Raw genomic sequence first — 26,327 nt, 5'->3', positions numbered from 1 at the left:
TAATCCGACGTCCCGGTGTGGCCGGTAGTCCTTCGGGGCGAAATCAAGGAGGAGGCCGCAGGCCGGGGGACATTCGTCCCGAAGGGCTGGCGGTCACGCCGGGGCTGTCAGATCGCAGCGAAGGCAGGCAATCAGGCACGAATCTCCCGGGTAGTTGGGCGAAAACCCTTTTCCCCGCGTGCTGCCGAGATCGAGGACCACGATCCGGAATCGCGTGGGTGCATTTCAGGGTCATCGCCTCTCGATCCCGCGCGAAATCGCGACCGGCATCCTTGCCCGCACCGGGCATGGCGGCCAAGATGCGGCTGCGCCGGGGAGGGCGCCCCCCGAATGGCCATGACCGCCCTGCGACCCGCGAGCCTGCTGCTGCTGTGTGCCTGCCTGCTGATGCCAGGCTGCCGCCAGGAGCAGGCGCCCGCTGCCGCCCCGGACGCGGCGCCCGCGACCTCGAAACCGGCGCAGGCCGTGCGGCACCTGACCGCGCAGCTGCGCGACAACCAGTTGCAGGCCTTCGCCCGCGACGCCGTCCCGCCGGACCTGCACGCCCGGCTGGAAACGGCCTGGCGCGAAGGCCGCACGCGCTGGCCGCTGGACGAGCTGCCGTTCGGCCGGCGCCTGCCCGGGCTGCTGAAGTCGCTGGCCGCGTCAGGCTCGGAAGCAAGGCTGCAGCAGGTCTTCGACCGCCAGTTCGCCGGCGCCGACCGCGAACTGCACGGTGCCGCCCGCTCGCTGGGCTTGTTCGGCGCGCAGTACCTCGAGCATGAAGGCGACTACAGCGACGACGAACGCCAGCACTACGCGCAACTGATCGCCGCGGCCAGCCGCTGGGGCGCCTCGGCGCCGCTGGGCGACCGCCAGCGTGCGCGGCAGGCGATCGCCCGCTTGGCGCAGGCCGCGCGGCGCACCGGCCTGACCTCGGAAGCGGCCTTCCGCGAGGCCGGGATGGAGGCCAGCCTGCAGCGGATGGGCCCCTTCGCCGCCGCCTTCAAGCAGGCGCTGGCCGCCTATGGCCTGGACCTGGATGCCGGCCTGGCCACGCTGGACGCCAGTCTGCAACAACAGACCGGCGACCGCGCCCGCGTGCGGATGCGTTACCGGCTCGGCGACCAGGACATCGATACCGTGGTCTCGCTGCGCCGGATCGAGGGGCGCTGGTACCTGGCCGATTACCTGCGCAACGCCGAAGCGGCGCTGGCGCGCCCGCCGGCGCCGACGGCAGCCGGGGCTGCACCGGCAGACAGGGCCGCCGCGGCCGCCGCGGCCCCGGCGGCACGCGCTCGGCGATAATGCCGGCGATGCCGACCCAACCGACCCTTCCCTTCCACGACGCCCTGGACCCGCCGGCGACGCCACAGGCGCCCGCCACGGCAGCCCGGGATCCCGCGTTCGAGTCGGCCCCGGCGCCGGGGCAGGACCCCGGCGACGACGTTCCCGCCCAGGCCGAACTGCCGATGGCCGCCGATCCCCGCGACCGCCCGCCACCGCGGCCCGCCGCGCGCAGCCGCCAACCCTGGTGGGCTCGATTGCTGGGCAAGCTGCTGGAACCCTGGATCGGGCTGAAGGTCGAGCCGGCCGCGGGCCCCCGGGTCGACGACCGCCCGATCTGCTACGTGCTCGAAGACTACGGCCTGTCCAACGCCCTGATCCTGGATCGCGCCTGCCGCGAGGCCGGCCTGCCGTCGCCGCTGCGTCCGTTGCCCGGCGATCCGCTCGGACGCAAGCGCGCCTACGTCGCGCTGTCGCGGCGCAACGCCGGCAGCGCGGTCAGCCGCGCCACCCAGTTGGCCACCGGCAAGCCCATGCCCCCGCCGAAGACCCACTCGGGTTCGCTGGCGCGCCTGCTGGAGGCGCACCGCGCCGACCCGGCGCTGGACGTGCAGTTGCTGCCGGTGTCGATCTTCGTCGGCCGCTCGCCGGACAAGCAGAGCGGCTGGTTCTCGGTGCTGTTCTCGGAAAACTGGACCCTGGTCGGGCGCTTCCGCCGGCTGCTGGCGATCCTGCTCAACGGCCGCGACACCCTGGTGCAGTTCGCCCCGGCGGTGGACCTGCGCGCGATCGTCGCCGAGGACCTGTCGCCCGAGCGCACCGTGCGCAAGCTGTCGCGGGTGCTGCGCACGCACTTCCACCGCATCCGCGAGGCGATCATCGGCCCGGACCTGTCGACCCGGCGCCTGCTGGTCGACAAGGTGCTGGCCGCGGAGACGGTCAAGGACGCGATCGCCGACCAGGCGCGCCGCGACGGCCGCAGCAACAAGGGCGGCGAGGACGCGTGGAAGAAGGCGCACGGCTACGCCTACGAGATCGCGGCCGACTACTCGCCACCGGTGGTGCGCTCGGCCTCGTTCCTGCTGACCTCGGTCTGGAACCGGATCTACCGCGGCGTGCTGGTGCACCACCTGGACGCGCTCAAGCAGGCCGCGCCCGGCCATGAAGTCGTCTACGTGCCCTGCCACCGCAGCCACATGGACTACCTGCTGCTGAGCTACCTGCTGTACACCCGCGGCATCGTGCCGCCGCACATCGTCGCCGGCATCAACCTCAACCTGCCGGTGATCGGCACCCTGCTGCGCAAGGGCGGCGCCTTCTTCATCCGCCGCAGCATCCGCGGCAGCGCGCTGTATTCGGCGGTGCTGGGCGAATACGTCGCGCAGCTGGTGGCCGGCGGCTACTCGCTGGAGTACTTCATCGAAGGCGGGCGCTCGCGCACCGGGCGGCTGCTGCAGCCCAAGGGCGGGATGCTGTCGATGACGATCCGCGCGTTCCTGCGCCAGCCCACGCGCCCGGTGCTGTTCCAGCCGGTCTACATCGGCTACGAGAAGTTGATGGAAGGCGGCAGCTACCTCGACGAGCTCAGCGGCAAGCCCAAGGAAGGCGAATCGATCTGGGCGCTGCTGTGGGGCATTCCCAAGGTGCTGCGCAAGAACTACGGCCAGGTCGTGGTCAACTTCGGCACGCCGGTGCCGCTGGCCGACATGCTGGCCGCGCACGCGCCGCAATGGGACGGCACCGCGCTCGACGACGACGACCGCCCGGACTGGCTGTCGGCCACGGTCGACGCCACCGCGCAGAAGATCCAGGTCGAGATCAACCGCGCCGCCGACGTCAACCCGGTCAACCTGCTGGCGCTGGCGCTTCTGTCCACGCCCAAGCACGCGATGGGCGAAGCCGACCTGCTGGCGCAGATCGCGCTGTCGAAGACGCTGCTGGCCGAAGTGCCCTACGGCGAGCGCGTCACGGTGACGCCGCACACGCCCGAGCAGATCGTCGCCCACGGCGAGGAGATCGCGATGCTGTCGCGCACCGCGCATCCGCTGGGCGACGTGCTCGGCGTCGACGGCGACACCGCGGTGCTGCTGAGCTACTTCCGCAACAACGTGCTGCACCTGTTCACCGCCTCGAGCTGGATCGCCTGCTGCTTCCAGCACAACCGGCGGATGCCGCGGCAGGCGGTGCTGCAGCTGGGCCGGACCATGTACCCGTTCCTCAAGGCCGAGCTGTTCCTGCCCTGGGACGACGACGAGTTCGGGCGGCGGCTGGACCGCACCATCGACGTGTTCGTGCGCGAAGGCCTGCTGGAGATCCTCGACAACGGCGCGGGCGGCGACGATGGCGACGGCGGCGTGCTCGCCCGCAACGCCGGCCAGAGCGACGAGGTGTTCCGGCTGCGCGCGATCGGGCATCCGTTGCAGCAGGCGTTCGAGCGCTATTACATCGCGATCTCGGTGCTGGCCAAGAACGGCCCCGGCACGCTGGGCGCCGGCGAGCTGGAAAGCCTGTGCCAGCTCGCCGCGCAACGGCTGTCGCTGCTGTACGCGCCCGCGGCGCCGGAATTCTTCGACAAGGCGCTGTTCCGCGGTTTCATCCAGAAGCTGCGCGAATTGCGGCTGGTGTGGCCGGACGAGAACAGCAAGCTGGTGTTCGACGAGCGGCTGTCGGCGTGGGCGCGGGACGCCAAGGTGATCCTGGGCCGCGAACTGCGGCACACGATCGAGAAGGTGAGCCCCGAAGCCGCCAAGCCGGCAGCGGCCGCGCCGGCGGCCGCCGGCTGAACACCGGCCTAGGCCGGCTCGTCCGGGATCAGCGCGCTTTCCAGCCGCGCGATGCAGTCCTTGAGGTGCAGCTTGCGCTTCTTCAGGCGCTTGACCGCCAGCTCGTCGGCGTCGATGTCGACCTGCAGGCGCGCGATCGCGATGTCGAGGTCGCGATGTTCCTGCTTCAGCAGGGCCACGCGCTGGGCGATGCGCGCAAGCTCGGCGGGATCGGTCGGCTGGTTCACGCGTCGAGCTTAAACCCGGAGCTGGCGCGGTGCATGGGCAGGATGCGGCGGGCTCCGCGATGGCCGGGCAACAGCAGGCACGCGAGTCCCGTAGCGCGCGGCGGCGCGCTGGAATTCCACCGGATCCAGGTTGCGTCCTGCGCGGCGCGACGCAACGGCGACGCTAGAATGGCCGGCCCGATCCCGCCTTCCCCCGCATGAACGTCCTGCCCCTGGCCGAACCCCCGCCGCGCGCCGACCAGCGCCGGCGCGAGCAGCACAAGCTCGGCAAGCGCCTGCGCCACCAGGTCGGCCGCGCGATCGCCGACTTCGGCATGATCGAGGACGGCGACAAGGTGATGGTGTGCCTGTCCGGCGGCAAGGATAGCTACACCCTGCTCGACATCCTGCTGCAGCTGCAGAAGAAGGCGCCGGTGGCGTTCTCGATCACCGCGGTCAACCTCGACCAGAAACAGCCAGGCTTCCCCGCGCACGTGCTGCCCGACTACCTGCGCTCGCTGGGCGTGGACTTCCACGTCATCGAGCAGGACACCTATTCGGTGGTGTCGCGGGTGATCCCGGAAGGCAAGACCATGTGCTCGCTGTGCTCGCGCCTGCGCCGCGGCGCGCTGTACACCTACGCCGCGCAGCACGGGTTCACCAAGATCGCGCTCGGCCACCATCGCGACGACCTGGTCGCCACCTTCTTCCTCAACCTGTTCTTCCACGCCAAGCTTTCGGGCATGCCGCCCAAGCTGCTCAGCGACGACGGCAGGCACGTGGTGATCCGGCCGCTGGCCTACGTGCGCGAGGACGACATCGCCGCCCATGCCGAGGCGAGGGCCTTCCCGATCATCCCCTGCAACCTGTGCGGCTCGCAGGAAAACCTGCAGCGCAAGCAGGTGATGAAGATGCTGGACGCCTGGGAACGCGAATCGCCCGGCCGCGTCGAGACCATCGCCCGCGCCCTAGGCGACATCCGCCCCTCGCAGCTAAGCGACCCGAAGCTGTTCGATTTCCTCGCGCTCGGCGCGCGCGACGGTGCGCTGCCGGATGCGCATGCGTGGCTGGGCGGGGAAACGCACGACCGCGCAACGTGAGTTCGTGACTTCGGGCAGGGGCACGGCGCTGTGGCCGGGCTGCGCTGCGGCGCGAAGTCCGCGTCCAGCTGCCACGCGCCGGCGCGCGCCATCCATGGCGCGCTCAACCCAGCCCGGCCACAGCGCCACGCCCGTCGCGGCTCGATAATTCCCGACTTCGTTCAGCACAAGCAACAAGCCCACTCTTTCAACTGGATCATCGATGTTCTTTCGCAATTTGACCCTGTTCCGCTTCCCCACTTCGCTCGACCTCTCCGGGCTCGACACCCACCTCGCGCAATGCGCGCTCAAGCCGGTCGGCGCGCTGGAGCTGTCGTCGCGCGGATTCATTCCACCGTTCGGCTCCCTCCGACAGGCTCAGGACGATCGGCAGTCCGAAGCGCTGTCGCACCGCATCGCCGACGCGATCTGGCTCAGCGTCGGCAGCGAGGACCGGCTGCTGCCCGGCGCGGTGGTCAACGACCTGCTGCAGAAGAAGCTCGCCGAGATGGAGCAGAAGGAAGGCCGTCGCCCCGGCGGCCGCGCGCGCAAGCGGCTGAAGGAAGACCTGGTGCACGAACTGCTGCCGCGCGCGTTCGTGCGCCCCGGCCGCACCGACGCCATCCTCGACCTGGAACACGGGCTCTGCGTGGTCGACAGTTCCTCGCGCAAGCAGGCCGAGAACGTCGTCTCGGAGATCCGCCGCGCGCTGGGCAGCTTCCCGGCGCTGCCGTTGAATGCGGAAGTCGCGCCACGCGCGGTGCTGACCGGCTGGATCGCCGGCGAGCCGCTGCCCGAGGGCCTGGCGCTCGGCGACGAATGCGAACTCAAGGACGCCGCCGACAAGGGCGCGGTGGTCAAGTGCCAGCGCCAGGAACTCACCGGCGAGGAGATCGCCAAGCACCTGGAATCCGGCAAGCAGGTGACGCGGCTGGCGCTCACGCTCGACGACCACGCCTCCTTCGTGCTCGGCGAGGACCTGGTGCTGCGCAAGTTCAAGCTGCTCGAGGGTGCCGTCGACGGCCTCGAGTCGAGCGAACGCGACGACCTGCGCGCGGAACTGGACGCGCGCTTCGCGCTGATGGCCGGCGAACTCAAGCGCCTGTTCAGCGTGCTGGCACCGGCGCTGAAGCTCAGCAGCGCGGACGCGTGAACGCGGTTGTTGGCGCGGGCCTTCGCCTCCGGATTCGACTACGCGCGGGTGCAGGCTTCGGCCGCGAGCGGATGGTGATCGTCGCGATCGGGGAAGAGCTCGCGGCTGAAGCCGCTCCTGCAAGAGCCGCTTCCAGGAGGGCCGTTCCTGCGAGCCCGCTCCTACAATAGGCCCCATGCCCAGTCCCTTCCGCCTGCTGGCGCCACGGCCGCGCACGATCCAGCGCGACGCGGTCGAACTCGCGCTGGCCGATGGCCGTTGCGTGCAGGTCGCGCGCGTGCGCGACCCGCGCGCGCGCCGGCTCAAGCTCAGCGTCGACGAACGCGGGGCACGGTTGACCTTGCCGGTGCGCGCCAGCCTGGCCGCGGGCGAACGCTTCCTCGCCGAGCACCGCGACTGGCTGGCGGCGCAACTCGCCCATTGCGCAAGCGATGCGCAGCAGCCGTTGCGGCGCGGCGAGACCGCGACCTTGCCGCTGCGCGGCGCCTGCCTGCCGCTGCGCTGGGAAGCCGGCCGCTATGCGCGGCTGCAGTGCGATGGCGGCACGCTGGCATTCGCGGCGCCGGCGGGCGCCAGCGATGCCGCGCTGCAGCGCGCACTGCGCGACTTCTATGCCAGCCAGGCGCGCATCGACCTCGGCCGCTGGCTGCCGCGGCAGCTGCCGTCGCTGCCGCGCCCACCGCGGCGCGTGCAGTTCAAGGTGATGTCGTCGCAGTGGGGCTCGCTGGCGCCCGACGGCAGCGTCGCGCTGGACCTGTCGCTGGTGCTGGCGCGGCCATCGGCGTTCGAGTACGTGCTGGTGCACGAGCTGTGCCACCTGGTGCGCGCCGACCATTCGCGCGCGTTCTGGCGGGAAGTGGAAGCACGCTTCCCGGCGTGGCGCGACGAGCGCGACTATTTCCACGCCGAAGGCCGGCGGCTGAAGGCGACGTTGCGCGCGCTGCTGGGCTGATTCCGCCGGCTGCCGGATGTCCGGCATGTGGATGCCATCGCGCGCGGCGGCGCGTTGTGGACCCCCGTTTGCGGATGCCGACCTTGCGCGGCGCGACGAGCGCGACTATTTCCACGCCGAAGGCCGGCGGCTGAAGGCGACGTTGCGCGCGCTGCTGGGGTGATTTGCCCGGCAGGCGGACGTCGGCACGTGGATGTCGCAGCGCGCGGCGGCGCGTCGTGGATGCCCGGTTTCCGGGTGGCCAGCTTGCGCGGCGCGACGAGCGCGACTGCTTCCACGGCGAAGGCCTGCGTCCGAAGCCAACGCTGCGCGCGCTGCCGGGCTGGGCGACCGGAAACCGCGGCCCGCGCCGACTACTCCCCGGCGACGAAGAAGTCGCCGATCGCCGCGGCGACCTCGCGCGGCTGCTCCATGTGCAGGTGGTGGCCCCCCGGCAACACGACCAGGTCGCCGCGCGGCAGCAGTGCCGCGCGTTCGCGGCGCAGGGCCTCGGGCAGGTAGGGCTGCGCCGGATCGGCGTGGATCACCCGCGTGGGGCAGGCAATCGCACGCACCAGGTCGCGGACCTGCGGTTCGGTCATGCGCACCATCGTCGGCAGGGTCAGGCGCGGATCGCTGCTCCAGGCGTAACCGGCAGGGTGCTGGCCGTCGGCCTGCACCGGCACCAGGCCGCGCTCCACCAGCAGCCGCGCCACCGGTTCGCTCAGGTCGTTGGCCTGCATCCGCGCGCGCGCCGCGCTGGCGATGTCGGGGAACACGCGCAGGCGCTTGGCCGGCAACGCGCGGGTTGCGGCGATCGCCTCGCGCAGGCGTTGGCTGGTGCGTTCTGGCACTTCCGACAACGCCCCCAGCGCCTCGATCGCGACGAAGCGCGACACGCGTTGCGGGCACGCGGCCGCGAGCAGGCTGCCGATGCCGGCGCCCATCGAATGCCCGAGCAGGGCGAAGCGTTCCCAACCCAGCGCATCGGCGATGTCGAGCGCCGCGTTGACCGCGCCGGCGAAGGAATAGTCGGCGCCCGGCGCCAGGTGCGCGCTGCGGCCATGGCCGGGCAGGTCCGGCGCGACCAGGTCGATGTCCGCGCCGATGCGGTCGAACTCCGCCGCCAGCGGCACGAAGCTGGCGGCGTTGTCGAGCCAGCCGTGCAGCGCCAGCACCTTCGGCGCGTCGGCCGCGCGGGCGCGCAGCCCGGCGATGCGGCCCAGCGGCGTATCGAGCACGAACTCCCGCATCGCCGGCGCGGGTGCCGTCATGCCGCGTCCAGCGCGCGCTGCACCCGCGCCGCGAGCAGGTCGGCGTGCGCGGGCGAGGCGTTCAGGCAGGGGATGTAGCGCAGGGCGCCGCCGCGCGCCGCAAAGCGCTCGGCCAGCATCATGGCGATCTCTTCCAGCGTCTCCAGGCAATCGACGGCGAAGCCGGGACAGACGACGTCGACGCTGCCCACCCCGCGCGCGGCCAGCGCATCGAGGGTGTCGCTGGTGGCCGGCTGCAGCCAGCGTTCGCTGCCGAAACGCGACTGGTAGGCCAGGCTCCAGGCATCGTCGCGCAGCCCGAGCGCGGCCGCGATCGCCTGCCCGCTGGCCTGGCATTGGGCCGCATAGGGGTCGCCGCCATCGACCAGGCGCTGCGGCAGGCCGTGGAAGGACAGCAGCAGGTGCTCGCCGGGGCCGTGCGCGTGCCAGTACGCCCGGATCGAGTCGGCGACGGCCGCGATCCATGCCGGATCGTCGTGGTACTCGGGCAACATCCGGGTCGGCATGCTTCGGGCGCTCTTGACGATGTCGGCGACCGATTCGGTGGTGGTGGTCGAGTACTGCGGGTACAGCGGCAGCACCAGCACCCGCCCGACCCGCTGTTGCCGCAGCGCGACGAACGCGCCCTCCAGCGACGGCTCGCCGTAGCGCATCGCGTGCATCACCTGCAGGCCCGGCAGCCGCTGCTGCACGGCGGTGGCGAGGTCGCGCGTGTGCACCGCCAGCGGCGACCCGCCCGGCAGCCAGACCGCGGCGTACTTGCGCGCGACCTTGCGGCCACGCAACGGCAGGATCAGGAAGTGCAGCAGCGGGCACCACAGCCAGCGCGTGAGCTGGACCACGCGGTAGTCGTGCAGGAACTGGGCCAGGTAACGTCGCACCGCGGGCGGCGTCGGTGCGTCGGGGGTGCCGAGGTTGACCAGCAGCAGCGCGGTCGCCGCGGCATCGCCGGCCGCGGCGCCGGAAACGGGTTCGGGTTCGGTCGTCATCGGCATAGGGTAAGCGAGCCCGCGGCCGATGCGCCGGCGGGCCTGCGGCAATCCCGCGGCAGCATTCGCGTTGCGTCGCCTGCACCGGCGCAACTCATTCGCGATTCATGCCGGCGCGACTAGCCTGAACCGCGACTGTCGTGCATTGTCGCGCCATCGATCCCGCGCCGCGGCGATCGCGCCCCGCCCACCGATCCGCCGGAGCCCGCCATGTCCGTCCCGCGTCCTGCCCCCCGCCTGCTGCGCCTGACCGCGCTGCTGCTGCTCGCCGCCTCCGGCGCCGCCTTCGCCGGCGCCGACGAGGACGCCCGCGCCCAGAACGCGGTGCGCGTGCTGACCGACATCCAGGCGATCCCGGAATCGGCGATCCCGGACAAGCTGCTCGACGAGGCGCACGCGATCGTGGTGGTGCCCGACAGCATCAAGGCCGGGCTGGTGATCGGCGGCCGCCGCGGCCACGGCCTGCTCGCGGTCAAGCGCGCCGACGGCACCTGGTCCAATCCCAGCTTCGTCACCCTGACCGGCGGCAGCATCGGCTTCCAGGCCGGCGTGCAGTCGGCCGACATCGTGCTGGTGTTCCGCAACGACCGCGGCCTGGAATCGATCGTCAACGGCAAGTTCACCCTCGGCGCCGATGCCGGCGTCGCCGCCGGCCCGGTCGGCCGCAACGCCTCGGCTTCGACCGACGGCGAGATGAAGGCCGAGATCTGGTCGTGGTCGCGCGCCCGTGGCCTGTTCGCCGGCGTCGCCCTGGACGGCGCGGTGCTGTCGATCGACGATGCCGCCAACGAGGCCGTGTACGGTCGCGATACCACGCCGCGGATGATCTTCGAGGATCGCGCCGGGCAGCGGCCGTCCACCGCGGTGGTCGCGTTCCGCGACGAACTCGAGGAAGCCACCGCCGCCGCGCGCGCCGCGCGCCGCGACGACGACGCCCCGCGGCCGCCGGCAGTGCCCGCGCCAGCGGCAGCCGTCGATACCGCCGCCACGCCGGCCACGCCGGCCACGCCGGCCACGCCGGCCGAACCGAGCCTGCCGGCGACCACCGTCACCGCGCCGCAGCCGGAGGCGCCGCAACCGGGCGCCTTCGAGCCGGTCGGCGACAACCCGGCCACCACCGAACCGCTGCCGGCCACCCCGTAACCCGGCCTGGCCGGCGCGGGAAACGCGGCGCGCCGGGCGCTGCGTTATCCTGTCGCCCTTCCCCGCAACAGGCGAACGCACATGGGCGGTCTGAGTCTCTGGCACTGGCTGATCGTGCTGGTGATCGTGGTGCTGGTGTTCGGCACCAAGCGCCTGAAGAACGTCGGCCAGGACCTGGGCGAGGCGGTCAAGGGCTTCAAGAAGGGCATGCAGGACGAGGACGACAATCCGTCCGCGGCCAGCCAGCCGCTGCCGCCGCCATCGACGCCGCAGGACGCGGCCGCCACCCCGAGCGCCGGCAACTCCGACGACGACCGCAATCCGCCGGTCGCGCGCTGAGGCCGCCGCACGCGGGTCGCCGTAGATGTTCGACGTCGGTTTTTCCGAACTGCTGGTGATCGCGGTGGTCGCGCTGCTGGTGCTCGGCCCGGAACGCCTGCCCAAGGCCGCGCGCTTCGCCGGGTTGTGGGTGCGGCGCGCGCGCGCGCAATGGCATTCGGTCAAGGCCGAACTGGAACACGACCTCGCCGCCGAGGACCTCAGGCGCAGCCTGCAGGACACCGGCGCGGCGATGCGCGAGGCGCAGGCGGCGCTGCGCGAGGCCGGCGGCGACGCGCAACGCGCGCTCGAAAGCCAGCCGCTGATGCGCGGCAGCTCGCCGCCCCCCGCCGCGCCGGACAGCGGGCCCACACGCCCCGACGACGACGCCCGTGGCGGCTGACAGCGACAACGCCAGCGCGACCCTGCTCGACCACCTGGTCGAGTTGCGCGCGCGCCTGCTGCGCGCGGTCGCCGGGCTGCTGCTGCTGTTCGTGGCGCTGCTGCCGTTCGCCAACCGGTTGTACGCCTGGCTGGCGCAGCCGCTGCTGGACAAGCTGCCCGCCGGTGGCCAGCTGATCGCGGTGGAGGTGGCCTCGCCGTTCTTCGCGCCGCTCAAGCTCGCGTTCTTCGTCGCGGTGGTGGTGGCGATGCCGTGGCTGCTGTACCAGGCGTGGGCATTCGTCGCGCCGGGCCTGTACAAGCGCGAGAAGCGGCTGGCGCTGCCGCTGCTGGCGTCGGCGCTGGCGCTGTTCTACGCCGGTTGCGCGTTCGCCTACTTCATCGTGCTGCCGGCGGTGTTCGCGTTCCTGCAGAAGGTGACGCCGGCGGGCGTGGCGATGATGACCGACATCAACGCGTACCTAGACTTCGTGCTGGTGATCTTCCTGGCCTTCGGCGCCAGCTTCGAACTGCCGGTGGCGCTGGTGATCCTGGTGCTGCTGGGCTGGGTGACGCCGGCGCAGCTGCGCGAATGGCGCGGCTACGCGATCGTCGGCATCTTCGTGGTCGCGGCGGTGATCACGCCGCCGGACGTGGTCTCGCAACTGCTGCTGGCACTGCCGATGGTGGCGCTGTACGAAGTGGGGATCCTCGCCGCGCGCGCGGTGGCGCGGCCGCAGGCCTCGCGGCGCGACGATGCGGCGCCGCGATGAACGCTTTGGCGATGCGCGACGTCGCGACACGGCGACCATGAACGACGCCGTCGTGCTGCCGCCGGCCGGCTTCTGGCGTCGCTACGCGGCGTGGTCGCTGGACTTCGCCGTGCTCGCCGCGCTCGCACTGGTACTGGCCTGGTCGCCCTGGCAGGCCGGCTGGCGCGCGGTCACCAGCGGTGCGGCGCAACTGTCCGCGCGCGCCGGCCAGGCGCTGGCCGACGCGCTGATGTCCGGCGCGCCGCCACCGGTGCTCGCGCAATCGCTGTTGCACGATCCCGGCCTGCATGCCGCGGCGGCCGCGGTCCAGGCCGGCCTGTGGCGGATGCTGTGGCCGTGGCTGCTGGCCTACGCGCTGCTGGCCGCGGCCTGGCACATCGGCGGCGAACTGTCGCGCTGGCAGGGTTCGCCGGGCAAGCGCGCCCTGCGGCTGGTCGCGACCGACCTGGCCGGACAGCCGCTGGCGCCGGCGCGGGCGGCGTCGCGGCACTTCGCCGGGCTGGCGTCGTGGCTCACGCTCAACCTCGGCCATGCGATGGCGGCGGTGCCGCCGCAGAAGCGCGCGCTGCACGATTACCTCGCCGGCACGCGCATCGCGTGCGCCGATGGCGACCCGCGGATGCCGGGCTGGGCCTCGGCATGGATCGCATTGCAGGTCGCGGCCGGCGTCGCGCTGCTGGCGTGGGGCTTGCTGCGCTACGTCGCGGCGTTGCAGGCCGCGACGCTCGCCGGCTAGGCCTCGAACCCGGTCGCCGGCGCCGCCACGGCGGCCGTGTCGCCCGCGGACAGCATCTGCTTCCAGGCGAAATACATGGCGCCGGTCACCACCGGCATGAACACCGCCATCGCCAGCACCTGCACCACCACCTGCATCGCCATCTCCCCCAGCGCCAGCCTGGCGACCAGGCCCACGAGCATGATCGCGATGTAGATCGCGATCACCGCGATCACCAGCAGCACCAGGAACACCACCAGCGCCGGCAGGTTGCGCACGCAGGCGCGGAAGCTGCGCTGCATCGCCGCCAGCGCGCTGCTGTCGGTGAACATGATCTCCGGCGTGGCGACGAAGGTGAAGAAGCTGGCGACGACGCCGACCACCAGCACCAGCAGGAACCACAGCATCAACCGCCCCAGCGGCAGCGACGCGAACAACGCCGGGTCCGGCTTGGCCTGCGCGCCGGCCTGCTCCATGGCCTGCGCGATCTGCGCCAGCGCCGCCGGACCGACCAGCAGCACCAGCAGCAACGCACACAGCAGCAGCGCCAGCATCTGCGGCAACAGCGTCGCCAGCAAGCGCGTGGTGCGACCGCTGCGCACGCCCTGCAGCAACTGTCCCGGCTCGGCCCGGCCGCCAGCGTCGACGCTGCGCGCGGCGTACACGAAGCCGCCCAGCAGCAGCGGCCCGGCCAGCACCAGCGCCAGCTCCAGCAGCATGAACACGCCCATGTCGCGTTGCGCGCTCATCCCCATCAGCAGCGCCAGCACGCCATACAACGAGCCCAGCAGGCCCAGGCCCAGCGGCGCCTTGCGCAGCAGCCCGAACCCGCCCAGCAACCATTCCGCGCCGGCGGAAGCCGGCACCTTGCGTACGTCGTTCATGGCATCCCCGATGGTGTCGTGGTCAAAGTGTACGGGCGTGGCGCACGAAGCGCCGCAGCACGCGGCGCGCGTGCGGCGTGGCGGTGATGCCGGCGGCCACCTGCCGCGCGCTGCGGCCCTCGCGCGCGAGCGCGTCGCGGCGGGCGCGGACGTAGCCATGCATGTGGGTGGTGCCGAACTCGGGGTGGAACTGCACGCCCCAGGCCGACGCGCCCCAGCGGAAGGCGTGGCAGGCATCGTGCGCCGAGCTTGCCAGCACGGTCGCGCCCGCCGGCGCGCGCAGCACCGACTGCAGGTGCGTGGCCTGCGCCGGGAACCGCTGCGGCAGGCCGGCGAACAGCGGATCGTCGGCCGCCTGCGGCTGCAATTGCAGTTCGACCGTGCCCATCTCGCGCCCGCCCGGGTTGTCGCCGACCTCGCCGCCGAGCGCATGCGCCAGCAACTGGTGGCCGTAGCAGATGCCCAGCAACGGCAGGCCGGCATGCGCGGCGTCGCGCAGCCACTGCGCCGAGCGTTCGCTCCAGTCGTGGCGATCGGTGACCATCGCCGCCGAACCGGTGACGATGGCGCCGGCGAAACGCCCGCCCTGCGGCAAGGCTGCGCCGTGTTCGACATCGACCACGTGCGCCGCGTCGGCCGCAAGCCCGGCGGCGACGCGGATCCAGTGCGGGAAACCGCGGTGGCGGCGCATCGAGGCGACCGGTTGGCCGGTCTCCAGGATCAGGAAGGGCAAGGTCACTTCAGCGGTTGCCAAGATTCTCTCGTTGTCGCGGACGCCGCGCGGGAGCGGCTGTGTTGCGCCCCTTGCGAACAGGTTCGGCGCCGCGCGCCGGTCGCCGCCGCGGGCGCGGCATGGCCAAGGGCCGTCGCTATACTAGCCCGCTTTCCGACGCCCAGAAACGGACCGCCGCACGATGCCCGGCCCCACCTTCCAGGAACTGATCCAGCGCCTCAACGCCTACTGGGCGGCGCAGGGTTGCGTGCTGGTGCAGCCGCTGGACCTGGAAGTCGGCGCCGGCACCTTCCACCCGGCGACGTTCCTGCGCTCGATCGGGCCGGAGCCGTGGGCCGCTGCCTACGTGCAGCCCTGCCGCCGTCCCACCGACGGCCGCTACGGCGACAACCCCAACCGCCTGCAGCGCTACTACCAGTACCAGGTGGTGATGAAGCCCAGCCCCGACGACATCGTCGAGCGCTACTTCGAATCGCTGAAGTCGCTGGGCATCGACCCGCTGGTGCACGACCTGCGGCTGGTCGAGGACAACTGGGAAAGCCCGACCCTGGGCGCCTGGGGCCTGGGCTGGGAAGTGTGGTTGAACGGCATGGAAGTCACCCAGTTCACCTACTTCCAGCAGGCCGGCGGGCTGGAATGCAGGCCGGTGCTCGGCGAGATCACCTACGGCCTCGAGCGCCTGTGCATGTACCTGCAGAACGTCGACGACGTGTTCGACCTGGTCTGGACCCACGGCCCCGACGGCACGGCAGTGACCTACCGCGACGTCTACCACCAGAACGAAGTGGAGCAGAGCGCTTACAACTTCGAGCACGCCGACGTCGCCGAGCTGCTGCACCGCTTCGACGCCTGCGAAGCCGAGGCGCTGAAGCTGGTCGAACTGGGGCTGCCGCTGCCGGCCTACGAGCAGGTGACCAAGGCCTCGCACAGCTTCAACCTGCTCGACGCGCGCCGCGCGATCAGCGTCACCGAACGCCAGCGCTACATCCTGCGCGTGCGGCGGCTGTCGCAGGCGGTGGCCGAAAGCTATTTCGCGCAGCGCGAGAAACTCGGTTTCCCGGGGCTGAAGCGCGCGCCGGCATGATCCCGCAACGCCTCACCCCCGCAGCCGCATTGCAGGCGCTGGCCAGCGAGCCGCTGGGCATGCGCTTCCGGCAGCTGTTCCAGCACGGCAGCCTGCAGGTCGAGATCTACAAGCCGGTCAGCCGCGACCTGCAGGTCGCGCATGCGCGCGACGAGGTCTACGTGGTGATCGCCGGCCACGGCGAGTTCGTGAGCCCGGGCAGGCGCCACGATGTCGTCCCCGGCGAGCTGTTGTTCGCGGCGGCCGGTGTCGAGCACCACTTCGAGAATTTCAGCGACGACTTCTGCACCTGGGTCCTGTTCTACGGCCCGGATGGCGGCGAACCAGGATGAGGGGCTCCCCGTGCAAGCGATGAAACCGTTGTTGGTCGAACTGGGCACCGAAGAGCTGCCGGTGGTCGCGCTGCCGGGCCTGGCGCAGGCGCTGCTGGACGGCGTCGTCGACGGCCTGGTCCGGCGCGGCGTCGCGGTCGAGCGCGGCGACGCCAAGCCGCTGTACAGCCCGCGGCGGCTGGCGGTGCTGCTGCCGGGCGTGGCCGACGAACAGCCGGAGCAGCATTCCGAAATCCCCGGCCCCTACCTCAACATCGCGCTGGACGCCGACGGCCAGCCGACGCGAGCGCTGCAGGGATTCGCGCAGAAGGCCGGCGTCGACTGGACGCAACTGGCGCGCACCAGCGACAACAAGGGCGAGCGCTTCGTGCACCGCGCCAGCACGCCCGGCGCGCGCACCGCGGCGCTGCTGCCGGAGATCCTGCGCGAGGCGGTGGCGGCGATGCCGATCCCGCGGCCGATGCGCTGGGGCGACCACGAGCACGCCTTCGCGCGCCCGCTGCACTGGCTGGTGCTGCTGCACGGCAAGGACGTGGTCGACGGCGAAGTGCTGGGGGTCGCTTCCGGGCGCAACAGCCGCGGCCACCGCTTCATGCACGACAAGCCGGTGTGGATCGACAGCGCCGGCGACTACGTCGACGCGCTGCGCGGGGCCAGGGTGCTGGTGGATCCGGACGAGCGCCGCGAGCGCATCGTGCGCGAGGTCGAACACGCGGCGCAGGCCGCCGGCGGCGTCGCCCGGATCGAGCCGGGAAACCTCGATCAGGTCAACTGCCTGGTCGAATGGCCGGCGGCGGTGTCGTGCAGCTTCGACGAGGGCTTCCTCGCGGTGCCGGCCGAGGCGCTGGTCGCGACCATGGAGGCGAACCAGAAGTTCTTCCCGGTGCTGGATGGCGACGGCCGGCTGGGCGCGCATTTCGTCGGCATCGCCAACATCGAGTCGAAGGACCCGGCCGAGATCCGCAAGGGCTACGAACGCGTGATCCGGCCGCGCTTCGCCGACGCCCGGTTCTTCTTCGTCGAGGACATGAAGCAGGGGCTGGCGGCGATGAACGCCGGCCTGGCACAGGTCACCTACCAGGCCAGGCTCGGCAGCGTCGCCGACAAGGTCGACCGCGTCGCCGCGCTGGCCGAGGCGGTCGCGCGCGACACCGGCGTCGATGCCGCGCTGGCGCGGCGCGCCGCGGAACTGTCCAAGGCCGACCTGCAATCGCGGCTGGTGGGCGAGTTCCCGGAACTGCAGGGCATCGCCGGCCGCCATTACGCGATGCAGGACGGCGCATTGGCCGACCTGTCGCACGAACAGCGCGTTGCCGTGGCCAACGCCATCGACGAAGCCTGGCAGCCGCGCCACGCCAGCGACGACATCGCGTTGTCGCCGCTGGGCAAGGTGCTGGCGATCGCCGAGCGGCTGGACACGCTGGCGGGAGGCTTCGCGGCCGGGTTGAAGCCCACCGGCAACAAGGATCCGTTCGCGCTGCGGCGCAATGCGCTGGGGTTGGCACGGACGATCATCGAATCGGGCCTGGACCTGGATGTTCCGCAGCTGCTGCGCACCGCCAGCACGCAGGCGACCGCGGCGCTGGCGCCGGCGGCGCAGCCGCGCGACGCGGCGGGCGATGCCGGCACCCAGGCGGCGTCGCCCGCTGGCAAGCCGGCGCGCGCCCACGCCGCGCCGGATGCGGAGGCGCTGGCCGGCGAAGTCCACGACTTCATCCTCGAGCGCCTGCGCGGCTACTACGCCGATCGCGGCGTGCCGGTGCAGCACTTCAACGCGGTCGCCGAGTTGCGGCTGCCGTCGCTGTACGACTTCGACCGCCGCATCGACGCCATCGGCAGTTTCGCCGCGCTGCCGGAAGCCGACGCGCTGGCCGCCGCCAACAAGCGCATCCGCAACATCCTGAAGAAGGCCGAAGCCGGGATCCCGGCCGCGGTCGACCCGGCCTTGCTGCAGGCACCGGCGGAGCGCGCGCTGGCCGAGGCGGTCGAGGCCGCCCAGGGCGACACCGGACCGGCGCTGGCGCAACGCGACTACGTCGCCGTGCTCGGGCGGCTGGCGCGGTTGCGGCCGCAGGTCGATGCGTTCTTCGACCAGGTGATGGTCAACGTCGACGACGCGGCGCTGCGCGGCAATCGCCTCGCCCTGCTGCAGCGGCTCGCCGCGCGCCTGGGCAGCGTGGCCGCGATCGAGCACCTCTCGGGCTGACGCGGCGCCATGCTGTCCCTTCTCCCCGCCAGCGGGGAGAAGGTGCCCGAAGGGCGGATGAGGGGCCGGCGCGCCCAGGCGCGATGCGGTTGCCGCGTGCGCGAGGTCGCGCCGTGCGTCAATCGGCGTTGACGCGCGCCGGTTATGCTCGCGGCATGCGCCCGGTCCCCCGCCTGTTCGCCGTCGCGGCTTCGTGCCTGCTTGCCATCGGCGCCGCGCAGGCCGCGGTGGTGCAGCGCGTGGACGTCGTCGGGCTCGACGAGGCGATGACCCGCAACGTGCGCGGTTCGCTGTCGCTGGTCGACGCGATCGGCCGCGACGTCTCCGCCCGGCGCATGGCCTACCTGGTGCGCGAGGCCGAGGCCGAAACCCGCGAGGCGCTGGAACCCTTCGGCTACTACTCGCCGCGGATCGGCGTGGTGCGCGACCGCGACGCCGGCACCGTCACCATCACGGTCACCCCGGGCACCCCGGTGCGGGTGCGCGACAGCCACGTCGCGATCGCGGGCGAAGGCGCGCGCGACCGCTACCTGAAGCAGGAAATCGCCGCGTTCACGCCCGCGCCGGGCGCCGTGTTCGACCACGAGATCTACGAAGCCAGCAAGGCGCGGATCACCCGGCGGCTGGCCGAGCGCGGTTACTTCGATGCCGACTTCCTCAGCCGCCGGGTCGAGGTCACCCGCGCCGACAACGCCGCCGACATCGACCTGCAATGGAACAGCGGCGAGCGCCATGACATGGGCCCGATCAGTTTCGTGCAGGCGCCGGAACAGATCATCCGCCCCGGCCTGTTCGACAAGCTGGTGTACTGGGACGAGGGCAGCTACTACCACCAGGGCAAGCTCGACCGCCTGCGCAAGTCGCTGGTGGCGCTGGACTACTTCAGCCGCATCGAGATCGAGCCGCAGCCGGAGCAGGCGAGCGCCGACAAGCGCGTACCGGTCAGCGTCACGCTGACGCCGGCCAAGCGCAGCATCTACACCGCCGGCCTCAGCTACGGCAGCGACAGCGGCGGCGGCGTGCGGCTCGGGGTCGAGCGCCGCTACCTCAACGCGCGCGGGCACAAGGCGCTGGCGCAGGTGGATTACGCCGAACGCAGGAAGACGCTGACGCTGCAGTACCGGATCCCGGCGTTCGCCTGGCTCGACGGCTGGTACACCGCCAGCCTGCAGGCAGCCGACGAACAGACCGACTACATCGACACGCGCCGGGTCGAGTTCGTGGCCAGCCGCAGCGGCGAGGTCAACAGCCACCTCACCGCGATCGCGTCGCTGCACGTGCTGCGCGAGCGCTGGGCCTACACGGGCGACATCGACCATCCCGGCTACCGCTACGCCAGCTTCACCTTCCCCTCGCTGCGCGCCGAATACATCGACGCCGACGACCGCCTGTACCCGCGCGACGCCCTCGGTGGCTCGCTGGAACTGCGCGGCGCCGGCGCCGGGCTGGGCTCGGAGGCCAGCTTCCTGCAGCTGCATGTACGCGCCAGCTGGTTCCAAGGCCTGGGCGCGCGCGACCGCGTGATCGTGCGCGGCGAACTCGGCCACACCTTCACCAACGCGCTGGTGGAGATGCCGCCGTCGCTGCGCTTCTACGCCGGTGGCGACCGCAGCATCCGCGGCTACAACTACCGCGAGGTCGGGCCGCGGCTCGGCGACTTCGGGCTCGGCGCCAAGAATGTGATCACCGCCAGCGGCGAGTACGAACACTACTTCAACGACAGCTGGGGCATGGCCGCGTTCGTCGACAGCGGCAGCGCCTTCGACGGACGCACGCCCGACTGGCGCACCGGCGTCGGCGTCGGCCTGCGCTGGCGCTCGCCGGTGGGGCCGGTGCGGATCGACATCGGGCACGGGCTCGACCACCCCGATTCGCCGTTCACCGTGCACCTGAACATCGGCGCCGACCTGTGAACTGGCGCGAACGCTACCGCCGTTACCGCCGCTACGGCCTGGAGCCGTTGCCGGCGGACGCCGACGCGCAGGCGCGCGAGGCGCGGATCGCCGAGCTGCGCACGCTGCGGCGCAAGCGGCAACGCAGGATCGCGATCCGCGGCGGCATCGGCACCGTGGCGCTGGTGCTGGCCGCGGCGGTGCTGCTGTGGTGGCTGCTCACCAGCATCGGCGGCCGCGACCTGCTGCTGCGGCAGATCGTGGCGCGGCTGCCGGCCGGGACCACGCTGTCGTGGGAGCGCGCCGAAGGCCCGGCGTCCGGGCCGATGACGCTGCACGGCGTGCGCTTCTCGATGCCGCGCCAGCTCGACGCCGATTGCGTGGCGACCGCCACGGCACGCTGCGCGACGGGCCGGATCACCTTCCGTGCGCGCACCATCGTCATCGACCCCGCGATCCGGCCGCTGCTGGGCAAGCGCCTGCGTCTGGATGCGCTGGATGTGCGCGACGCCAGCCTCGACCTGCCGCGCAGCGCTACCCCGTTCAAGCTGCCGCGCTGGCCGGAATCGCTGCCGCAGATCGCGCCGCCGCTGGCGCTGCAGGCCGACACGATCCGGATCGACCAACTGGTGGTCACGCGCGACACGCAACCGCTGGTGACGATCCGCAGCGCGCGCGGCGGGCTGGATGCGTCCGACGGCCGCCTGCACGTCGAGCACCTGGCCGTCGACAGCGACCGCGGCCGCTTCAGCGCGCACGGCGACTACGCGCCGCGCGACCACTACCGCAGCGACCTGGTCGCGACCGCGGTGCTGCCGGCGCCGGCAGGCCGCGCAGCGCCGCGGCTGGGGCTGGTGGCGCGCGGCGACCTGGCACGGATGCAGGTGGCGCTCGCCGGCAATGCACCGGCGCCGTTGCAGGCGACGCTGGTGCTGCACGATCCCCGCGCCGGCGCCGCGCCGCGCTGGTCGCTGCGCGCACGGTCCGATGCGCTGGATCCGGGGTTGCTGGCCGGCAGCGGGGAGCCGGGCACGCCGCTCAAGTTCGCGCTGCACGCCAACGGCGACGGCGGCGATGCGCGCCTGCGCGGCCGGATCGAGCGCAATGGCGTGGCCGCCACGATCCAGCCCTCGCGCGTACAACTGGCCGAGCAGGTGCTGAGGCTGCAGCCGCTGGTGGTGGATGTGCTCGGCGGCCGCGTCAGCGCGCGTGGCCACGCCGACCTGCGCGACCGCGCCGCGTCGGCCGCGAGCCACGGCAAGCCCGCGATCGAGCTTGCGATCAACGCGCGCGGCCTGCGCTGGGGCGGCGCCGATGGCGCGCCCGCGGTCACGGCCGACGCCGCCCTCGGCATCGCCGGCCAGCCCGACGCCTGGGCCGCGATCGGCACGACCACGCTGCTGCGCGACCGCCAGCGCGCGCGCCTGCGCTTCGACGCCCGCGGCGACCGCGCGCACGCCGCGATCCGGCAGCTGCACGCGACCATGCCCACGGGCACGCTCGACGCGCGCGGCCACGCGCGCTGGTCGCCGGCGCTGGCGTGGGACCTGGACGCAACGCTGGCCGGCTTCGACCCCGGCTACTTCCTGCCCGACTGGGACGGCGCCATCGATGGCCGCCTCAGCAGCCACGGCGCCGCGCGCGCCGATGGCGGGCTGGATGCCACGTTCGACGCCGGGAACTTCGGCGGCCGCCTGCGCGGCCGCACGCTCGCCGGCCACGGCCGCCTGGCGCTGCGCACCGCGGGCAAGGCCGCCACGCCGACGCGTTACGAAGGCGAACTCGCGCTCAGCCTCGGCGGCAGCCGCCTCGAGGCGCGCGGCACCGTCGCCGACACCCTGGCCATCGACGCGCGCTTCGCGCCGCTGCAACTGCGCGACCTGCTGCCGACCGGCGCCGGCACCCTGCGCGGCACGCTGGCGCTACGCGGCGCGCGCAACGCGCCGGACCTCGACGCCAACCTCGACGGCAGCCGCCTGCGCTACGGCAACTACCGCGCCGACCGCCTGCACGCGCGCGGCCGGCTGCCGTGGCGCGGCAGCGGCGGCGCGCTGGTGGTCGACGCCAGCGGCGTGGAGGCGGGCATCGCCGTCGACCGCCTGCACGTCGACGCCCGCGGCGCGGTCGAGCAGCTGCAGCTCGACGCCAATGCCGACGGCCCGCTCGGCCAGCTCGCACTGGGCGGCAGCGCCGCGCGCCGCAACGGCCGCTGGCAAGGCACGCTGGCGACGCTGCAGCTGCAGCCCGCGCGCGGCGATGCGTGGCGATTGCAGGCACCGGCGCGCTACGCGCAGGCGGGCGGGGGCTGGACGCTGGACCGCAGCTGCCTGGCCGCCAGCGATGGCGGCGAACTGTGCGCGAGCGGCGACTGGCCACGCCGCGGCCTGGACGTCCACGGCCGCGGCCTGCCCCTGGCGCTGGCGACGCCGTGGCTGCCCGCGCGCAGCGATGGCCTGCCGTGGCTGCTGCACGGCGAGATCGCGCTGGACGCCAACGTGCGCGCGGCCGGCAGCGGCTGGCGCGGCAACGCCAGGCTCACGTCCGCGCAGGGCGGGCTGAAGAACAGCGCGCGCGCGCGCAACGATCTCGTGGCCTACCGGCAGCTGGCGCTCGATGCGCGCTTCGATCCGCAACGCTTCGACGCCACCCTGCGCGCCGCGCTCAACGGCGACGGCCGCATCGACGCGCATGTCGCCAGCGGCTGGGATGCGCATGCGCCGCTGTCCGGCGAGATCGCGCTGGATACCGACGAGCTGACCTGGATGGAACTGCTGTCGCCGGACATCGTCGAGCCGACCGGCAGGCTCGCAGGCCGCGTCACCCTGGGCGGCAGCCGCGCGCAACCATCGCTGGGCGGCAGCGCGCACCTCTCCGCGTTCCACACCGAGCTGCCGGCACTGGCGATCACGCTGGACGATGGCGACGTGCGCATGGACGCGCAGGCCGACGGTACGGCGCGCATCCACGGCTCGCTGCGCTCCGGCGACGGCACCCTCGACCTCGACGGCACGCTGGGCTGGCGCAGCAACGACCCTTCGACAAGCTCAGGGCAGGCCAAGCCGCTAGTGCTCAACGTACGCGGACGCAACGTGCTGGCGTCCGACACCCGCGACCTGCACGCGGTGATCGATCCCGACGTGGTGGTGCGCTACGCCGCCGGCCAGCCGCTCGCCGTCAGCGGCACCGTCGGCGTGCCCAGCGCGCGGATCGACCTGGAACGCCTCGACCAGGGCGTGTCGACCTCGCCCGACGTGGTGGTGCTGGATCCGGTCGACCCCGAGCGCGGCGTCGCCACGCCGCTGCAGCTGGACCTCACCCTGGCACTGGGCGACGACGTGCGCCTGGACGGCTTCGGCCTGGACGGCACCCTCGGCGGCAGCCTGCGCGTGCGCACGCGCCCGGGCAGCGAGATGCTAGCCAGCGGCACGCTCGAAGTCGGCGGCCGCTACCGCGCCTACGGCCAGAAGCTCGAGATCACGCGCGGGCGGCTGGTGTGGACCGGCAGCCCGATCGCCGATCCGCTGCTCGACATCCGCGCGCAGCGCGAGGTCGGCGACGTCACCGCCGGCATCGATGTCAGCGGCCGCGCGTCACGGCCGCAGGCGGAAGTTTGGACCGACCCGCCGACCGACCAGTCCGAGGCGCTGGCGTGGCTCGCGCTCGGGCGGCCGCTGGCCAGCGCCAGCGGCGACGAAAGCCGCCAGCTCGATGCCGCCTCGGCCGCGTTGTCCGCCGGCGGCAGCCTGCTGGCCTCGCAGCTGGGCGCGCGGATCGGCCTCGACGACGCCGGGGTGATGGAGTCGCGCGCGCTCGGCGGCAGCGTGCTGGGCGTGGGCAAGTACCTGTCGCCGAAACTCTACGTGGGCTACGGCGTGTCGCTGCTCGGCACCGGCCAGGTGCTGACGCTGAAGTACCTGCTGCGCAAGGGCTTCGACATCGAGATCGAATCCAGCACGGTCGAGAACCGCGCCTCGGTCAACTGGCGCAAGGAGCGTTGAGGCGCTGCCGGCGCAGGCGTTCGACGTTTTGTCGTTGCGCCACCCTTGTCGATCCGGATGTCGCCTGCTGGTACCGGACTGGCGGATGGCGCGCGACGCGATGGCTGCAGTCAAGCGTGTGACGCAGCGCGCGGCGGCGCGTCGTGATTTCGATTCAAGCGCGTCCCGTCCCTGCGCTGTCCAGCGGGCTCAGCACGCCGCCACCGCCGCGGTTGAGGACATGCGTATAGACCTGGGTCGTGGCCAGGTCCTTGTGCCCGAGCAGTTCCTGGATGGTGCGGATGTCGTAACCGGCCTCGAGCAGGTGGGTGGCGAACGAATGCCGCAGCGTGTGCGCGCTGACCGGCTTGGCGATGCCGGCGCGCACGCAGGCGCGCTTGAGCGCGCGCGACAGCACGCCATCGTCGAAATGATGACGACGCTCGCTGCCGTCGCGCGGGTCGCGCGAGCGCGAACGCGCCGCGAACACGTACTGCCAGCCGAACTCGCGCCCCGCATTGGGGTACTTGCGGCCCAGCGCATGCGGCAGCCAGACCTCGCCGAAGCCTGCGGCGAGATCCTCGCGGTGCACCGTCCGCGCCCGCTCGACCTCGCGCTGCAGTGGCTCGATCAAGGTCCGCGGCAACACCGTGCGCCGGTCCTTGCCGCCCTTGCCGTTGCGCACCATGATCTCGTTGCGCGCGAAGTCCACGTCCTTGACCCGCAGCCGCAGGCATTCCATCAGGCGCAGGCCGGTGCCGTACAGCACACTGGCGATCAGCCACGGCCGCCCCTCCATCCGCGCCAGCAGCGACTGCACCTCCAGCACCGACAACACCACCGGCAGGCGCTGCGGCCGCTTGGCCCGGATCACGTCCTCCATCCACGGCAGGTCCAGCCGCAGCACCTCCCGATACAGGAACAGCAGCGCCGACAGCGCCTGGTTCTGGGTGCTGGCCGCGACCTTGCCGCGCGTGGCCAGCACCGTCAGGAACGCCTCGACCTCCTGCGCGCCCATCTCGCGCGGGTGGCGCTTGCCGTTGGCCAGGATGAACCGGCGTATCCAGCCCACGTAGGCCCGCTCGGTGCGCACGCTGTAGTGCCTGACCCGCAGACGGCGGCGAACGTCGTCGAGCAGGCGCGGTTTGTGCGCGTTGATCGCTTCCGCACCCGCCCCCGATACCGCCTCACTTCGTCCCTGATAAGACATATGCCCGCGTCCGTGCCGGTTGTCCGGCAACAGCGTGGCCATCCGTCAGGCGCGGCAACATCAGCCAAGGCCATGATTGTATGTAGGGGTTTCCTGCTTGACGCACCTGCCGCCGAACATGAATATCCGGTCCATATCCCCGCTTTTGGGGTCTACTAGGTGTTAGGCCGCAACCAGAGCATTCGCTGATGCAAGCACTTCGCCTTAAAAGCATTGCAGTTGTTCTGCTCGTCATTGCTTCAGTCGTATTCGCAGCGCAGCTTTTGTGGTTGCGGCAGGTCAGCCGCCTGGACGTCTCGCCTCTCTTTATCGGATTGTTCGTGCTTGCGCCGCTCGTTGTCTGCGCGAGTTTTTTTGTGGCGTGGTACTTATTCTTGGTTGCAAAGTCCCGGGCCAAGGCAGTCCGGTGGATTTTCTGGGTTGCTTTGGCCTGTTGCGCTACATTCTGGGTCTCGTTCTATTGGGTGTTTGTATTCCGGGCAGCAATGGGCATTGCGGCCTAACAATTCATTCAAGCCGAACCCGTATCGGCGCTCCGTTCAAATGTATGGCAGCGTCGTTTTTCTTAGCTTCCGATCCACGCGTTACGGGTCGGCTTAATTCAAGCGTTAGGCCCCTATGGCGAGTGAATCGTTTTCGGAGCTTGCTAAACGGCTTCAAAGCTCGCTTGGGGTCGTTAAACCTCCAACTGGCGACCCGAGGCCGGGCAGAGGCTTCAATGCGTATCTACTTCGCAGGGTCCAGCGCCTGAAGCTGAAGATGTACCAAGAGAAGGGTCACCCGCTCCCGCACTTGCACGTCGACCACGGCAAGGAGCACCACTCGGCAAGTTTTTCGCTGGATCCACCTAAGCGGCTTGAGGGCCGGCTGGGACTACGCGAGGAGGCAATTGTGCTGGCGTGGATCACCGCGAACAAAGAACAGTTGCTGGCTGCCTGGCAATCGCTACAGGATGGCACTCCAAACATGGCGCTGCTCGCAGAACTCCGGGGCGGGGC

24 protein-coding genes are annotated in these 26,327 nt (G+C 71.8%); 18 read left to right on the top strand and 6 right to left on the bottom strand.

What is annotated here, in order from left to right:
• The first annotated feature begins 336 nt into the window (after positions 1-336).
• Both MQC88_RS10575 and plsB read left to right on the top strand, forming a co-directional pair.
• A complete protein-coding gene (locus MQC88_RS10575) occupies positions 337-1,287 on the top strand; it encodes a hypothetical protein (RefSeq protein ID WP_243321790.1) in 951 nt (316 codons plus the stop codon).
• Positions 1,287-4,049: a glycerol-3-phosphate 1-O-acyltransferase PlsB gene (gene plsB / locus MQC88_RS10570; protein ID WP_243321788.1), complete on the top strand. Its 2,763-nt coding sequence runs from the start codon at positions 1,287-1,289 to the stop codon at positions 4,047-4,049. Before MQC88_RS10575 ends, plsB begins: the two co-directional genes overlap by 1 nt.
• A gap of 8 nt (positions 4,050-4,057) precedes the next feature.
• Here the strand turns inward: plsB and MQC88_RS10565 are convergent, their stop codons facing one another.
• Positions 4,058-4,276 carry a YdcH family protein gene (locus tag MQC88_RS10565; protein ID WP_243321786.1) on the bottom strand — a complete coding sequence of 73 codons (219 nt, stop codon included), beginning with the start codon at positions 4,274-4,276 and terminating at the stop codon, positions 4,058-4,060.
• Positions 4,277-4,473: 197 nt separating this feature from the next.
• Between MQC88_RS10565 and ttcA the strand changes: the two genes are divergently transcribed.
• The 4 genes from ttcA to MQC88_RS10545 all read left to right on the top strand — a co-directional run bounded on the left by ttcA (position 4,474) and on the right by MQC88_RS10545 (position 7,602).
• Positions 4,474-5,355, top strand: coding sequence for a tRNA 2-thiocytidine(32) synthetase TtcA (gene ttcA / locus MQC88_RS10560; protein WP_243321785.1), 882 nt, complete (start codon positions 4,474-4,476; stop codon positions 5,353-5,355).
• Between the two features lie 202 nt (positions 5,356-5,557).
• Positions 5,558-6,487 carry a recombination-associated protein RdgC gene (locus MQC88_RS10555; protein ID WP_243321784.1) on the top strand — a complete coding sequence of 310 codons (930 nt, stop codon included), beginning with the start codon at positions 5,558-5,560 and terminating at the stop codon, positions 6,485-6,487.
• A 175-nt stretch (positions 6,488-6,662) separates the two neighbouring features.
• Complete coding sequence (locus tag MQC88_RS10550) at positions 6,663-7,439, top strand: M48 family metallopeptidase (protein ID WP_243321782.1); 777 nt, start codon at positions 6,663-6,665, stop codon at positions 7,437-7,439.
• 25 nt (positions 7,440-7,464) lie between these two features.
• Entirely contained in the window at positions 7,465-7,602 is a 138-nt protein-coding gene (locus MQC88_RS10545; RefSeq protein ID WP_243321781.1) for a hypothetical protein, read from the top strand.
• A gap of 190 nt (positions 7,603-7,792) precedes the next feature.
• Here the strand turns inward: MQC88_RS10545 and MQC88_RS10540 are convergent, their stop codons facing one another.
• Both MQC88_RS10540 and hemH read right to left on the bottom strand, forming a co-directional pair.
• Positions 7,793-8,671 carry an alpha/beta fold hydrolase gene (locus MQC88_RS10540; protein WP_425491621.1) on the bottom strand — a complete coding sequence of 293 codons (879 nt, stop codon included), beginning with the start codon at positions 8,669-8,671 and terminating at the stop codon, positions 7,793-7,795.
• Between the two features lie 17 nt (positions 8,672-8,688).
• Positions 8,689-9,681, bottom strand: a complete 993-nt coding sequence (gene hemH, locus MQC88_RS10535) for a ferrochelatase (protein WP_243321776.1) — start codon at positions 9,679-9,681, stop codon at positions 8,689-8,691.
• 210 nt (positions 9,682-9,891) lie between these two features.
• On the opposite strand from hemH, the gene MQC88_RS10530 reads away from it, so the two are divergent.
• From MQC88_RS10530 to MQC88_RS10510, 5 genes are all read left to right on the top strand, one after another.
• On the top strand, positions 9,892-10,824 hold the full coding sequence (locus MQC88_RS10530) for a lipid-binding SYLF domain-containing protein (RefSeq protein ID WP_243321774.1): 933 nt from the start codon (positions 9,892-9,894) through the stop codon (positions 10,822-10,824).
• 81 nt (positions 10,825-10,905) lie between these two features.
• Positions 10,906-11,163 (top strand): Sec-independent protein translocase subunit TatA, encoded by a 258-nt coding sequence (gene tatA, locus MQC88_RS12995; RefSeq protein ID WP_256451771.1) that lies wholly within the window; start codon positions 10,906-10,908, stop codon positions 11,161-11,163.
• Between the two features lie 25 nt (positions 11,164-11,188).
• A complete protein-coding gene (gene tatB, locus MQC88_RS10520; RefSeq protein WP_425491617.1) occupies positions 11,189-11,545 on the top strand; it encodes a Sec-independent protein translocase protein TatB in 357 nt (118 codons plus the stop codon).
• A complete protein-coding gene (gene tatC / locus MQC88_RS10515; protein ID WP_243321772.1) occupies positions 11,535-12,296 on the top strand; it encodes a twin-arginine translocase subunit TatC in 762 nt (253 codons plus the stop codon). Before tatB ends, tatC begins: the two co-directional genes overlap by 11 nt.
• A 37-nt stretch (positions 12,297-12,333) precedes the next feature.
• On the top strand, positions 12,334-13,032 hold the full coding sequence (locus MQC88_RS10510; protein ID WP_243321770.1) for an RDD family protein: 699 nt from the start codon (positions 12,334-12,336) through the stop codon (positions 13,030-13,032).
• Here MQC88_RS10510 and MQC88_RS10505 read toward each other — a convergent pair.
• Complete coding sequence (locus tag MQC88_RS10505; RefSeq protein WP_243321767.1) at positions 13,029-13,895, bottom strand: BPSS1780 family membrane protein; 867 nt, start codon at positions 13,893-13,895, stop codon at positions 13,029-13,031. The genes MQC88_RS10510 and MQC88_RS10505 overlap by 4 nt on opposite strands.
• A gap of 22 nt (positions 13,896-13,917) precedes the next feature.
• Positions 13,918-14,634 carry a glutamine amidotransferase gene (locus MQC88_RS10500; RefSeq protein ID WP_315857097.1) on the bottom strand — a complete coding sequence of 239 codons (717 nt, stop codon included), beginning with the start codon at positions 14,632-14,634 and terminating at the stop codon, positions 13,918-13,920.
• A 175-nt stretch (positions 14,635-14,809) separates the two neighbouring features.
• Here MQC88_RS10500 and glyQ point away from each other — a divergent pair, with 175 nt between their 5' ends.
• From glyQ to MQC88_RS10475, 5 genes are all read left to right on the top strand, one after another.
• Positions 14,810-15,712, top strand: a complete 903-nt coding sequence (gene glyQ / locus MQC88_RS10495; RefSeq protein ID WP_243321765.1) for a glycine--tRNA ligase subunit alpha — start codon at positions 14,810-14,812, stop codon at positions 15,710-15,712.
• Positions 15,709-16,044, top strand: coding sequence for a cupin domain-containing protein (locus tag MQC88_RS10490; protein ID WP_243321763.1), 336 nt, complete (start codon positions 15,709-15,711; stop codon positions 16,042-16,044). The genes glyQ and MQC88_RS10490 overlap by 4 nt, the downstream gene beginning before the upstream one ends.
• Before the next feature lie 19 nt (positions 16,045-16,063).
• Positions 16,064-18,250 carry a glycine--tRNA ligase subunit beta gene (glyS, locus tag MQC88_RS10485; protein ID WP_243321761.1) on the top strand — a complete coding sequence of 729 codons (2,187 nt, stop codon included), beginning with the start codon at positions 16,064-16,066 and terminating at the stop codon, positions 18,248-18,250.
• 155 nt (positions 18,251-18,405) lie between these two features.
• A complete protein-coding gene (locus MQC88_RS10480) occupies positions 18,406-20,163 on the top strand; it encodes an autotransporter assembly complex protein TamA (RefSeq protein ID WP_243321759.1) in 1,758 nt (585 codons plus the stop codon).
• A gap of 86 nt (positions 20,164-20,249) precedes the next feature.
• On the top strand, positions 20,250-24,140 hold the full coding sequence (locus MQC88_RS10475) for a translocation/assembly module TamB domain-containing protein (protein WP_425491620.1): 3,891 nt from the start codon (positions 20,250-20,252) through the stop codon (positions 24,138-24,140).
• A 154-nt stretch (positions 24,141-24,294) separates the two neighbouring features.
• On the opposite strand, the gene MQC88_RS10470 is transcribed toward MQC88_RS10475, so the two are convergent.
• Positions 24,295-25,257, bottom strand: coding sequence for an integron integrase (locus tag MQC88_RS10470; RefSeq protein WP_243321916.1), 963 nt, complete (start codon positions 25,255-25,257; stop codon positions 24,295-24,297).
• 260 nt (positions 25,258-25,517) lie between these two features.
• Between MQC88_RS10470 and MQC88_RS10465 the strand changes: the two genes are divergently transcribed.
• Both MQC88_RS10465 and MQC88_RS10460 read left to right on the top strand, forming a co-directional pair.
• Positions 25,518-25,832: a hypothetical protein gene (locus MQC88_RS10465; RefSeq protein ID WP_243321754.1), complete on the top strand. Its 315-nt coding sequence runs from the start codon at positions 25,518-25,520 to the stop codon at positions 25,830-25,832.
• Between the two features lie 256 nt (positions 25,833-26,088).
• The coding region (locus MQC88_RS10460; RefSeq protein WP_243321752.1) for a DUF4160 domain-containing protein at positions 26,089-26,327 on the top strand (239 nt) is incomplete at its 3' end.

The sequence above is a fragment of the Cognatiluteimonas sedimenti genome, assembly GCF_022808325.1.
GTDB lineage: Bacteria > Pseudomonadota > Gammaproteobacteria > Xanthomonadales > Xanthomonadaceae > Cognatiluteimonas > Cognatiluteimonas sedimenti.
The sequence above is the reverse complement of the archived record's forward strand: the minus strand, read 5'-3'. Positions and strand labels throughout refer to the sequence as shown.